This is a genomic window from Pseudomonas cerasi, assembly GCF_900074915.1.
In the GTDB taxonomy this organism is placed as follows: Bacteria; Pseudomonadota; Gammaproteobacteria; order Pseudomonadales; family Pseudomonadaceae; genus Aquipseudomonas; species Aquipseudomonas cerasi.
Genome location: NZ_LT222318.1, coordinates 1 through 11,314 on the forward strand (window position 1 = coordinate 1; position 11,314 = coordinate 11,314).

The 11,314-nt window shown below is 55.1% G+C and carries 16 protein-coding genes and 3 pseudogenes; 11 read left to right on the forward strand and 8 right to left on the reverse strand.

What is annotated here, in order from left to right:
* Positions 1-170: 170 nt before the first annotated feature.
* The 6 genes from PCPL58_RS02370 to PCPL58_RS28870 all read left to right on the forward strand — a co-directional run bounded on the left by PCPL58_RS02370 (position 171) and on the right by PCPL58_RS28870 (position 4,112).
* A complete protein-coding gene (locus tag PCPL58_RS02370) occupies positions 171-1,073 on the forward strand; it encodes a hypothetical protein (protein ID WP_053479517.1) in 903 nt (300 codons plus the stop codon).
* A 16-nt stretch (positions 1,074-1,089) separates the two neighbouring features.
* Positions 1,090-1,317, forward strand: coding sequence for a hypothetical protein (locus tag PCPL58_RS31465; protein ID WP_057433430.1), 228 nt, complete (start codon positions 1,090-1,092; stop codon positions 1,315-1,317).
* A gap of 397 nt (positions 1,318-1,714) precedes the next feature.
* Positions 1,715-3,028 (forward strand): replication initiation protein, encoded by a 1,314-nt coding sequence (locus PCPL58_RS02380; RefSeq protein WP_065348727.1) that lies wholly within the window; start codon positions 1,715-1,717, stop codon positions 3,026-3,028.
* A 225-nt stretch (positions 3,029-3,253) separates the two neighbouring features.
* Positions 3,254-3,547 (forward strand): HU family DNA-binding protein, encoded by a 294-nt coding sequence (locus PCPL58_RS02385; RefSeq protein ID WP_003348560.1) that lies wholly within the window; start codon positions 3,254-3,256, stop codon positions 3,545-3,547.
* A gap of 86 nt (positions 3,548-3,633) precedes the next feature.
* Complete coding sequence (gene relB / locus PCPL58_RS31950; RefSeq protein ID WP_003348562.1) at positions 3,634-3,819, forward strand: type II toxin-antitoxin system RelB family antitoxin; 186 nt, start codon at positions 3,634-3,636, stop codon at positions 3,817-3,819.
* Positions 3,819-4,112 (forward strand): type II toxin-antitoxin system RelE/ParE family toxin, encoded by a 294-nt coding sequence (locus tag PCPL58_RS28870; protein WP_003348565.1) that lies wholly within the window; start codon positions 3,819-3,821, stop codon positions 4,110-4,112. Before relB ends, PCPL58_RS28870 begins: the two co-directional genes overlap by 1 nt.
* A gap of 111 nt (positions 4,113-4,223) precedes the next feature.
* Here the strand turns inward: PCPL58_RS28870 and istB are convergent, their stop codons facing one another.
* Together istB and istA are read right to left on the reverse strand one after the other, a co-directional pair.
* A complete protein-coding gene (istB, locus tag PCPL58_RS02395; RefSeq protein WP_005741073.1) occupies positions 4,224-5,033 on the reverse strand; it encodes an IS21-like element ISPsy4 family helper ATPase IstB in 810 nt (269 codons plus the stop codon).
* Entirely contained in the window at positions 5,030-6,052 is a 1,023-nt protein-coding gene (gene istA, locus PCPL58_RS02400; protein ID WP_002551322.1) for an IS21-like element ISPsy4 family transposase, read from the reverse strand. Before istA ends, istB begins: the two co-directional genes overlap by 4 nt.
* 167 nt (positions 6,053-6,219) lie before the next feature.
* Here istA and PCPL58_RS02405 point away from each other — a divergent pair, with 167 nt between their 5' ends.
* Positions 6,220-6,747 (forward strand): hypothetical protein, encoded by a 528-nt coding sequence (locus PCPL58_RS02405; protein WP_003348567.1) that lies wholly within the window; start codon positions 6,220-6,222, stop codon positions 6,745-6,747.
* Here PCPL58_RS02405 and mobQ read toward each other — a convergent pair.
* The 5 genes and pseudogenes from mobQ to PCPL58_RS02425 form a co-directional block, all read right to left on the reverse strand.
* Entirely contained in the window at positions 6,744-7,628 is an 885-nt protein-coding gene (gene mobQ, locus PCPL58_RS02410; protein WP_231995748.1) for a MobQ family relaxase, read from the reverse strand. The genes PCPL58_RS02405 and mobQ overlap by 4 nt on opposite strands.
* Positions 7,629-7,630: 2 nt before the next feature.
* Positions 7,631-7,903, reverse strand: coding sequence for an arylsulfatase regulator (locus PCPL58_RS02415; protein ID WP_065348728.1), 273 nt, complete (start codon positions 7,901-7,903; stop codon positions 7,631-7,633).
* Positions 7,904-7,998: 95 nt separating this feature from the next.
* Positions 7,999-8,241: pseudogene (locus tag PCPL58_RS28875) on the reverse strand (helix-turn-helix domain-containing protein); the annotation flags it as partial.
* Between the two features lie 77 nt (positions 8,242-8,318).
* A complete protein-coding gene (locus PCPL58_RS02420; RefSeq protein ID WP_057425920.1) occupies positions 8,319-8,594 on the reverse strand; it encodes a type II toxin-antitoxin system RelE/ParE family toxin in 276 nt (91 codons plus the stop codon).
* The gene (locus tag PCPL58_RS02425) at positions 8,594-8,866 is read right to left on the reverse strand and encodes a CopG family ribbon-helix-helix protein (RefSeq protein ID WP_015060662.1); all 273 of its coding nucleotides are present in this window, start codon (positions 8,864-8,866) and stop codon (positions 8,594-8,596) included. The genes PCPL58_RS02420 and PCPL58_RS02425 overlap by 1 nt, the downstream gene beginning before the upstream one ends.
* A gap of 246 nt (positions 8,867-9,112) precedes the next feature.
* Between PCPL58_RS02425 and PCPL58_RS28880 the strand changes: the two genes are divergently transcribed.
* The 4 genes and pseudogenes from PCPL58_RS28880 to PCPL58_RS28885 form a co-directional block, all read left to right on the forward strand.
* The gene (locus PCPL58_RS28880; protein ID WP_083188299.1) at positions 9,113-9,631 is read left to right on the forward strand and encodes a GNAT family N-acetyltransferase; all 519 of its coding nucleotides are present in this window, start codon (positions 9,113-9,115) and stop codon (positions 9,629-9,631) included.
* Positions 9,632-9,713: 82 nt separating this feature from the next.
* Positions 9,714-10,145 carry a DUF1198 family protein gene (locus tag PCPL58_RS02430; protein WP_065348729.1) on the forward strand — a complete coding sequence of 144 codons (432 nt, stop codon included), beginning with the start codon at positions 9,714-9,716 and terminating at the stop codon, positions 10,143-10,145.
* Positions 10,146-10,253: 108 nt separating this feature from the next.
* Entirely contained in the window at positions 10,254-10,814 is a 561-nt protein-coding gene (locus PCPL58_RS02435; RefSeq protein WP_065348730.1) for a recombinase family protein, read from the forward strand.
* 3 nt (positions 10,815-10,817) lie between these two features.
* A pseudogene (locus PCPL58_RS28885) lies at positions 10,818-11,003 on the forward strand (DUF4158 domain-containing protein); the annotation flags it as partial.
* Here the strand turns inward: PCPL58_RS28885 and PCPL58_RS28890 are convergent.
* Positions 10,997-11,168 (reverse strand): annotated as a pseudogene (locus PCPL58_RS28890) (IS5/IS1182 family transposase); the annotation flags it as partial. The pseudogenes PCPL58_RS28885 and PCPL58_RS28890 sit on opposite strands and share 7 nt — an antisense overlap.
* Positions 11,169-11,314 lie beyond the last annotated feature (146 nt).

Sequence of the window (11,314 nt, forward strand, 5' to 3'; positions counted from 1 at the left end):
CCGCAGGCTGCCCTGTTCATGGCTGAATGACCCCGCCAAGCCCAGCTCTCGATCTTGTCCTGAGTGGGCTGTAAACGCGTTATCCAGCGCTTTGTCCGGTTGAGCCACGTCTCATCCGTTCACAGCCATCGAACCAGAAGGCGTCACCGCATATGGCGCAAAGGAACCCCATGAGCACTTCACTGAGTCGCCTTTTAACCCTGCAAGCTGTTCGTAATCTCACCTCGCTCAAGCGCGACGCCAAGCGCCTCCAGAAGAAATCACAGCAGGTCTTTGGCACAGAGCACTCGCTCGCTGTGTGCCAGCAGGCTATGGCAGTTTCGCGAGGCTTCACCTCCCTTGCCAGTCTTGATGCCCTCTCAGATCGGCTGGGCATGAACCGGCGCAATCCGTTCTGGACACTCACGGGGCGGAGCGACGCTCACCAGGCCGTACTGGATACCCTTTTTCGCCTGGACCTGGATTTTGCTGATGTCGGTCCACTGCTGTTCATCGGGCAGCAGCAACACGCACTGCGGCCTGCACTGATTCTGCTCCTGGAGCGAATGAGCGCAATGGCAAGGACTGGCTTGATCCTGATAGAAAGCACCGCTGCAGCGATTCAGGACACGGCGTTATTCAAGGCTGCAACCGAATTGGAGCTACACGAGACACTGATGGGGTTTCGCGCCCTGGACCTACGTGAACATAACCTTCCCGTGGACCTGGCTGACTGCGCACTCGAAAGCCGCTGGCGTCCCTGGGTTGTCCTCTTTTCACGTGACAATCTCGTCAGCGAACAGCGCGCCGGTATCGTTCATTCGCACTTTGCGGCCCGTGCAACGGATCATGGCCGACTTCCCATCCTGTACGTTTCCGAGAATGTCGGCGCTTATGTTCCTAATGCATTCAGGCTGGAAGGTCACACCGCTATCGTCAACGGCTTGGCCGACTTCCCAGGCGGGGACGTTTTCGCTGCGAACGACAGCTACATCCACGCAGTGAAGGTTTTGAGCACCGAAGCGGACCTTCAGTTTATGGGCTCAAAAGTATCCTTTGCGCGGTATGGCCATGTACCTGCACTGAAACGCTAACTGAGGAAAGACAACCATGACAAACCACTTTTCTAAATTCATCTGCAACGACGATGGGCGCAACGATGAAGCGTATCAGCTGATCAGCCAGGGTCGGCTCGACGGTGCGCCTCGGGACGCGTGGGAGGCCAGTGCCCCCTGGCTTGACGCTGCTGATTTTCAGCGGTTCCGGCGCGGGCTTTACCCACGGCTGTTGAACACATCGAGCGATGAAAGGCCGGTGGTGGCCAGGAAAGCGTCCTAGCTCGTTGAAAGCAGCGGATTTTGTAGGGCGAAAAGCGGAGGTCCCATGCTACTATCCGGCACAGTTTTATTTGCAGGAAAGCGACGATGTAGATTCACGAATTGCAGAAACCAAAAAGCCCCGCTTGCCGGCGGGGCTTTTTGGAAAATCTTGAACAGGCCGTTTGGTTTCGGAATACCTGTTCAACACACATAACGTGAGCTGATTATGGCGTTCACTGCGGCTTTGTGCAAGTCGTCAAAAGTGAAGCCTTCAGTTCACCGCTGAACGGTGGACTTATGGAAAAGATTCTTCAGCGGCTGTGCGTCCTCGATGACCGCACCCTGCCCCCCCAGTTGCCCCCTTGCGTCACCCCCTTTCACGCCGTTGGCCAACCTGCTGGCTATGGCGGTGAAGCATGAGCCACGACAACGCGATCAGTCTTGCCCTCGCGGCCTCATCCACGGCCAGCGCCGATCCGCTAGCCAGCAGCACCCACTTGCCCCCGGCCCGCTTCTTTGAAGACGGCACTGCGCTCAACCGTTTATTGCTGGAAGCGCCGTACATGGCGCGGTGCAGTGACGACAAAACCGCGACTCGCGTCCGTCCTCGTGAATACGCCCTGCGTTACCCCTATATGCAGGTCAATCGCCCCGGCATGGTGTCGTGGCTGGTGTTCGACCTCGACCATGCCAACGCCTTGGCCTGGGACGATGCCGGGTTGCCCGCGCCGAACCTGATGGTGCGCAACCGCAAAAGCGGCCATTCCCAGTTGTTCTATGCCGTGCCGTCCGTATGCACGACAGAGAATGCACGGGCCAAGCCGATTCAGTACATGAAAGCGATCTATGCCGCGTTTGCGGCTCGCCTCGACGCGGACGTGGACTACCACGGTGGCCCGGTTGCCAAAACACCTGGCCATCCCTGGTGGGAGACGACCGAATTTCATAGCCACGTGTACGAACTGGGCGAACTGGCGAGCGCTGTGGAGTTGACCGTCAAGCCGTGGGCCACAGGGCCCAAGCTGGACCAGGTCAGCCATTCGCGCCACTGCATCCTGTTCGAGCAGCTGCGCTATTTTGCGTACAGCATCGTCAATCGCGAGCGCGAGCTGGGTTCGTTCGAGTCATTCATGCGCTCGCTCGATGCGTATGCCTACAACCACAACAGCTTTCTGAAGCAGGGGTTCTCGGAAAACCTGCCCCTGTCGTCGATACGTGCCACGGTCAAATCCGTAGGTCGCTGGACGTGGGATCGCTACACCGGTGATCGTCGTTGCCACCGAGGCGCAATGCAGCTCGATAGCAGCTTGTCGCTTACCGAGCGGCAAAGCCTGGCTGCCAGGCGCACCCATGAACTGCGGCACAAAGCCACCGAATCGAAGATACGCGCCGCGTGCCGTCAGCTCCAAGACCAGGGCAAGGCACTGGTGCGATCTGCGATTGCAGCACTCGCCGGCGTTTCTGCGAGCACGGTGGCCAGGTACGCACACATCCTGTCTGAGGTGACCAAGCCTGCCACTGTGAGTGTGCTCAAGGTGAGCGCAGACGCGATGCCAACGGTAACCCCGGGCGACCAAGCGGCACCCCGAGAGGCCGTTCAGTGCCTGAAAAAACAGGCCCTGACGGATCGCGCCCAGGTGGTGTCATATGCTGTACATCAGATACCTGCGGTCCCGCAGGGGCCGCAAGCCGGAGAGTCCTTAACAACAGAACATGAGGATGGTTCATGATGGGGAGTGAGCGTATGAATTCAGTGCGTGGAGCCTTCACAGTATTGCGCTGCATAGCCCGCCAGCACTGCTGCCAGTGAGTGTTCTGGCCAAACTCAAGCCTGGTTCGTGTCTCTACATTTCGTGGTAGATGGAGGCTGCTATTGGAGAGCGGGACTCTTGCCTGCCCCAAGCTGACCCCTTACTCTGCAATCCAAATGAATTTGATAGGGAAGGAACACCACAATGGCTCTGACCAAAGACCAATTGGTTGCCGGTATTGCAGAAGCTATCGATGCGCCAAAAACCACAGCGCGTAAGGCTCTTGAGCAATTGGGACAGATTGTTGCCGACCAACTGGAAAGCGGTGCAGAAATCACTCTACCGGGCATCGGCAAATTGAAAGTGGCAGAGCGTCCAGCACGCACTGGCCGCAACCCTTCGACTGGTGCTGCTATCGAAATTGCTGCCAAGAAAGCCATCAAGTTCGTCTCGGCTAAAGTGCTGAACGATGCGATCAACAAGGGCGGCGTCTCATAGAAGGGGTTGCACGCCGGAACCGCCGAAAATTCCTTCGTCAGTTGCTCGGGTGTAAACTCACTCAGAGATAAATGGAGAAAATCCTTATGATTGATCGTTCGCCTATCGTTTCGGAGTTTGAAACTGAAGAGCTAGAGGCCAATTACACCGCCTGGCTACGCGCGAAGGTGGAGGCCAGTCTGGCCGACTCGCGCCCTGCTATCCCGCATGATGAAGTCGAGAGAAGGATGGCAGAGCGGTTGGCACGATTGCGCCATCGCCGAGCGTCCTGATGCTACCCATTTTCTGGCTAGAATCAGCGGACAACGATTTGGCGGCAATAATCGAATACATAGGTTCACGTGATATAGCTGCTGCCGAAAGGTTATGGCAGCGCTTGCGTGGCATCGTTCTGCCCCTTTCAGAACATCCTTATCTGTATGCGATAAGTGACCGCGTCCCAGGAATGCGCGAGATCGTTGCCCATCCTAACTACCTGGTGTTTTATCGTGTCACCTCAACGCGCATAGAAGTGGTGAACGTCGTCCACGCACGGCAAGAATATCCCCAAACTGGACTAGCGTAGTGCTCACTCCAGCGTTCCAGGGAAGTGCGGTGGGTGATCAGGTAAGAAATTTTTGTGTTCATGTGTCAACGCCAACTAAAAAGTGACCCCCTTCCGTGCTAAATCGCCAACTTAGTTTTGACCCCCCTCGGGTTCATATTTTCGAGCCGGTTCGGCCCGAGAAGATTTGGTTCCTGCTTTGCGCTTGTCCTTGAGTCGATAGCTTTCACCTGTCATCTGCACGATATGGGCATGATGTAACAGCCTGTCCAGCATGGCCGCTGTCAGTGTTTGATCATCCGCAAAGGTTCCGGCCCACTGGGTAAACGGCAAGTTACTCGTGAGGATCAGGCTGCCTTGCTCGTAGCGCTTGGCGACAACATTGAAGAACAGGTTGGCTTCATCACGACCAAACGGCAGGTAGCCGATTTCATCGATGACCAACAACCCAGGGGCCATCACCACACGACTGAAGTATTCCTTGAGCCGTTCCTGGCGGTGCGCAGCGGTCAGTTGCAGCATCAAGTCAGCCGCCGTGACGAAGCGGGTTTTGATACCGGCCATCACTGCCCGGTAGGCCAGGGCGATAGCCAGGTGGCTCTTGCCTACACCACTAGGCCCCAGGAACACGATGTTCTCGGCACGTCCAACAAAACTCAGTGCTGCCAGCTCCTGGAGCTGTGCCCGGGGGACGCCGGTGGCAAACGCGAAGTCGTATTGCTCCAGCGTTTTCACAGCGGGCAGCGCGGCAGTTTTCAGCAGGGCCTGTCGAGAGCGTTCACTTCGGGCATCGGTCTCGGCAGCCAGCAGCTTTTCGAGGAAGTCGGCAAAGCTGTCTTCGCCGCTTGCTGCTTGTTGGGCCAGGTGCGGCCAGTCCACCCCGACGCGCTCAAGCTTTAGCCCCTTGCATAGTTCTGTCAGGCGAGCATGTTGAAGGTTCATGCTCTCACCTCCAGCAGTTGCTCATAAACCGACAGCGGATGCTGCAAGCTCTCGTACGGCAGGACCCGTCCCAGGCGTAGGCCTTGGGCGGGTTGTGGGCGCAGGCTCTGTGTTGGCAGTGGTAATAGTACCTGCTGCTCTTGGGCCAGACGTACCGCCGGTTGAACACCCGTCGTGCCGTGAATCCGCTGATGAGCGACTTCGTCGAGCCATTGGCCGATATGTGCGTTGGCCGTCACCACATCCAGCGTCAGACCCGCACTCTTGAGCGTAGCGGCCAACGGGGTAATGAAACTGCCCTTCAGATACCCGTTGAAGCGCTCAACCTTGCCCTTGGTCTGGGCACGGTAAGGGCGGCAGACCTTGGGAATAAAACCAAACTCATCGGCCAGCGCAGCCAATCGGGGATGCCAACGGTGCTGGCCCTCCCCAAAAGCATCTCGCTCGGTGATGATGGTTCCGGCGTTATCAAACAATGCCTGCTCGGGCACGCCGCCAAAGTAAGCGAACGCCTCCCGAAGCCCTGTCAGCCAGGCTTCGCTGTCCTCTCGCTCGGAGAAACGGACAAAGCTTGCTCGACTAAAACCAAGTGTCGCCACGAACGCCTTAAGCGGCTGACGGCCTCGTCGAATGGTGGTGAAGTCCACCTGTATCTGCTTGCCGGGCAGTGTCTCGAAACGTACCACCGGCTCTTCTGCCTTACGTTTGAAGGGGCGAATATAAGCCTTCAGACGACTGACGCCGCCGCTGTACCCCAATGCCGTGATCTCACGCAGCAGGACGGTCGCCGGAATCCAGTGTGGGCGCGCCGCCTCAATACGCTCGTGCAGGTAGTCCTTGAAGGGGTCGATTTTGCACGGACGTGCGGGTCTCACCTTGTCACTGGGTAGCGACCGGGCCTTTCGCAGGTACTTGCGCACGGTGTTACGCGAAATACCCAGCTCACGGGCGATGAATTTGATGCCATGGCCCTGACGGGCCAACACTTTAATTTCCACAGACTGCTCCTGGGTCAACATATTGGCAGCTCAAAGCCGCCAGTTTTACCCAGGGGGGTCAATTCTAGGTTGGCGTTAGGGGGTCATTTTTACAGTGGCGGTGACATTCATGCTTCGATGCTGCTTAATTTGGTTGGCTATTCCATTGCTCTTCGGACCCTTTTTTTCCATGATCACAGGAGAGGACATTGCAGCTTTCTGATGATTTGAAATTGATAGCTTGGCCGACCAGAGTTCGATTCGATGAGGATGACAATACGCCAGAGCGGCTGGCCTTCGAATTGGAGGTCAATGGTGAGCGCATGGTTATGCTCAGTCTGGAGCAGATGTTAGACGCGCTATGGAGTTTAGAGGAAGCGAAACTGGTGGCACCGTTAGGTTCCACCTGGTGGAGCAAAGCCGAGCTTAACAAGCAATGGGGTAAACCCGTGGTGACGGTCTCTAGTGAGTCGAGGCTAGAGCGTTTGGATATGAAATTTGCCGCAGAACATGCCAAGAAGGCCACAAAGGCGACGACGTCACCGTCTTTCTTGGAAATGTCGGAAGACGAAACCGGTGCGCCCTATCTGCTACTGGAGCAAACCTTACTGCAATGTGTGTACATCGCAGAACAATTGGGTGCTATTCCGCCGCTGGATGAAAAATGGCTAGCGCGCGTCATTTCGCCTTCGCTACGTCAGTTGTCACAGCTTCAGAAATCCACGGGCCTTCATTAAATCTGCTCGAGCATCGCGTTATTCACAGCAACTTTCCGGTTGCCATCGCCCCGATCAGAGGCCTTTCCGCGGCGCTCCATGTCGCTGGCCACCGGCCCAAGATGCATGGTCGCCTCGCGATCTAGGCCCTGCGCCTTGAGACTGCGTGAATCGATTCGGGCATCTGAACCAGCGTTCTCCAGGGCGCGGTTAGCCATCTGCTCCCACAACCGGCGGATGGCGACCACTTCATCTGCTGCGGAACCAAGGCCCACGCTGCGGCGTTTGGTATCCGAAAGCTCAATAGTGGACTTTTCACCCATCACCAGCAGACCAGTTGCATCACGGCTGACCTGCCGGGTAGTGGTCATCACAAAGGCATGGTGGTTGCGGTTGTCGCCTTCACGATTTGGCAAGTGGATCGCCAAGTCAACGGCAACGCCGTAACGGGTGGCCAGCTCGATGCCAAACGCAGATGCCAGTTCTTGGCGCGCGTCTTCATCCAGTTCGGCGGGTAGCGCGATGATCCACTCGCGACCTGTCCGGCCATCCTTGCGCTTCTCTGCGGATTCGGCGGCGTTCCACAGAGCATTGCGCTCGGCACTGGTGCCGTCCGGCAACATGATTGCTGTGTAAAAAACACCATCGCGCCAAGTGTAGTCATGGACGAGACCGGTACGCATATCGACCAGCTCAGTACCAGACCGATAGGCAGCCGCAGCAACGGACGAACGTCCGGCACTGCGTGCTATCGATTTGGTACTGGCGTGGAAGATGGCGATGGCTTTTGCCTCTGTTTTGGCTTGTGATCTTCCCCAAATGGGGCGCTTCAGAAAACGGATTTTAAAGTACGTTAAGCTGATTTCAATCGTCATAACCGCCAGAATTTTCTGGTCTGTCACTTTTAGTGTTCTTTCGGTACCTGAATGACGCCATCAGCAATACCTTGGGCCAGCAACTCCATCATTTTCGCGAAACGAAACAATCCTGGATATTGCAGGCAGATGTAGTCCATCTGGACCTTTGATGAGCTGTCGAGCACCTGTTTGAAAGCCATCATATAGTCATAGCAGCCCTGAAGTAGCTGGCTATCGCCACTTTCTGTCGATGGAAATAGGCTGGCATAATCATGGACTATCTTCGCCAGTTGGTGTTGCTCTGCGGATAAATTGAGCATTTTTGTGCCTAATGAAAAGGGTTTGATACTGTTGACCGAGAGACTGAAAATAATTTAGCAGGGTCATAGACAGGGTATCTGAACCAAGCAGCATTTCAGACATCGGGCTTAGCTGCCAGGTACTGCGACCAAACACGTTTTACCTGGCTGACGCTGACCCCCGCCAGTCGAGCAGTCTCTGCAATGCTACATCCACCGCTTTTAAGTGCAATGACCCGTTCATGCATTTTGGTATCCGGCTTACGTCCAAGGTATCGACCTGCATCCTTGGCCAAGTCGATGCCTTGCCGCTGTCGCTCTCGGCGGTCCTCGAAGTCGTCACGCGCTATTTGGGGAGCCTACAGAATTCGGAAAAAATCGTACGCTAAGGTTTTCCGATCAGTCGTAGGCCCGCCAGTTGGTGTGTTCCGTTCCTCTATCGGTCTTCGCGGGTGTGCCACAGGCGCAGCAGGTAAATAGTTGAATCCGCTACCTCGTAACGCATCTCGTATTGGCCGATCTGAATTCGGCGTACGTCCTTTGGCTCGAACTCCTCTAGGCGTTCGCCAATGCGCGGGTTAGTCAGAAGCGTGGTAGGTGCTGTGGTGAGTTGCTGCACTACTCGTGCTGCGGCAGGTTGATTCGCCAAGGCCAGAAACTCGTATAGCCTGGTAATGTCGGAAAGCGCCTTGCTTGTCCACTTCAATTCCATCAGCGCGGCACCGGCAACGGAGTGTCGGTGCTAAGACTGTCAGCCCAGGCCTGGACGGCTTGGTGATCAATAACGCGTCCAGCGTCAACATCAGCCAAGGCCTCACGGGTCAGGCGACTACGCTCTTCTTCCTGGTCTATCCAAGCAGACAGGGCTTGCTTGACGATCCAGTTTTTAGAGCGCTCCAGACGCTCAGCCATCAAATCGACTTTTTCCGCCAGCTGAACCGGAACGTGAGCTGTGACAGATCGGGTTTTGGCGGTGGTTGCCATATGCGGTTAGTCCTGATTCGTTTCGATTTAAATATAATCATAGTGAATAATAATGTGTCGTCAAGCGTGATGTCAGGTTGGGATATACTCTAAACTGACGTCAGGGCACCTTCTAGCAATCCGTCAGTTTAGGGCCCTTAAACTATAATGTTGACACCTGATAGCAAAGGTTACAGATTTCAGCCTTACACAATCGGTAAAAGTCTCGACTTTTGCGCTTGCGGAAGTACCAAGGGGGAGAGTCTTATGAATCAAATTGATTTGAAGAGTCCCTGTGAATGCTCGGACTATGAAATTGATGATTTCATGCGCCTGGTTACGGAAGGGTGCGAGGTGGCAGTTGGTGGGCTACGGAAAAGGGTAATGGCTGCCAAACACTTAGTTTTCCTGCGCACCGATGGACAGTTGGTTGGAGTAGCTGCAATGAAGAATCCCCATGATGGGTATCGTCTGAGGGTGGCTAATGCATCTGGGGTTCCGTTAGTGAAGCAGGAATTCCCTTATGAGCTGGGTTGGGTATTTGTCGTCCCTGCTGCTAGAGGCAATGGTTACGCGCACGCTCTCGCAAAAGCCGCAGTAACACATGTAAACAAAAATGGAATTATTGCTACATCAAGAACTGACAACTTGGCGATGCATCGTATCTTGATCCATCTCGAATTCACTCCGTCAGGATCCACATATTGTTCAACCCTCGACAACTATAAGTTGCAACTTTTTTTACGAGAGTCCCGCGTACATTTCCTGTCTGTAAACCGAATTTAGATTTCATAGAGTTGCACAATTACATTTATGAATTGATCACATCAATTTCTTATCTAAAAATTTCAAAACCTGAGGATAATCCATGTGGTGGTTAATTACAGTCGCAGCCATAGCCATATTATTGGTCGTAGTCCGCTGGGGTGGGAGCGATGTCCGTTTTATTGGGCGAAGCATTGGTGTCGCACTGAATATCAAGCCTCATCTCATCGAGCAAATGGCCTTAAAAATGGGTCAGGAACGATCTTCAATGCTCGCTAAGCAGCTAAAAAGCTTCCCTACACAAACGATGCAGGCTGCTGTCACAACCACTTTTATCTACCAAATATCGTTGAATATGCATCCCAAAAACGTCAAGTGGTGGCAGCAACGAGTAGTAGAACGCGGTTTTGACCCTCGACTTAACCTAGAAAATGTTGAGATCGCATTTATGTACTTGCGGGATGCAGGGAGCGAATTTGATATTTTAACATCGCGGGCATTTTTGAGCTCATACATTGCCAAGTATGAAAGTTAGTGATTAGTCCCGAAACTTTATTACCCCCCATTGTTAATTCCGTGACGTTATCAGCCATTTGCAAATAGAGCAGTGCGTCTTTCGCATCCGTAAATAGAGGGGACCCCCTTGCAAGGACAACGTATCGGTTATGTCCGGGTCAGCAGCTACGACCAGAACCCGGAGCGCCAGCTGGAGCAGGCCGAGGTGAACAAGCTGTTCACCGACAAGGCCTCTGGCAAAGACACCCAGCGTCCGCAACTGGAGGCCTTGCTCGGCTTCGTCCGCGAGGGTGACACCGTTGTCGTGCATAGCATGGATCGCCTGGCCCGCAATCTGGATGACCTGCGCCGCCTGGTGCAAAAGCTGACCAAGCGCGGCGTGCGTATCGAGTTTTTGAAGGAAGGCTTGGTTTTCACCGGTGAAGATTCGCCGATGGCCAACCTGATGCTGTCGGTCATGGGAGCCTTCGCCGAGTTCGAGCGAGCGCTCATTCGCGAACGGCAACGCGAGGGCATCGCCCTGGCCAAGCAGCGTGGCGCTTACAGAGGCCGCAAGAAAGCCCTATCTGATGAACAGACCGTCATAGTCAGGCAACGGGCCGCTGCCGGTGAGCCGAAGGCCCAGTTGGCCCGTGAGTTCGGTATAAGTAGGGAAACCCTCTACCAGTACCTACGCACGGATGACTGACACATGCCTCGTCGCTTGATCCTTTCGGCCAGTGAACGCGACACCTTGCTCGCACTGCCTGACAGTCAGGACGATCTGATCCGCTACTACACCTTCAACGAGTCCGACCTGTCGCTGATCCGTCAGCGACGAGGTGATGCCAATCGCCTCGGGTTTGCGATTCAGCTTTGCCTGCTGCGCTACCCCGGATATCGCAGGGCGTCCGCGCTTGCCTGCGGTGTTGCTATAAAACGGCGCCACTTGCGCCTCCAGTTGGGCCCAGGGCACCAACTGTTCAAGGTCAGCCAGGAAGCGATCTCGGCGAGTCTGCTTTTTCTTGCCGGTATATTCGAGTTCGGAGAAGGTCTTCTGCACGCGCGTAACGCTCACGGAGAGGGAGGCTGGTTGAGGGAACTTAGTGTGCCAAGGGTGGGGACAGTTGGCTATTTTTGCAGCGCCTCCCTAGGTGTAGCGGCTTGCAATCGAAAACCCGCTGGCTCGCGTTTATGAGCCTTTTCTGG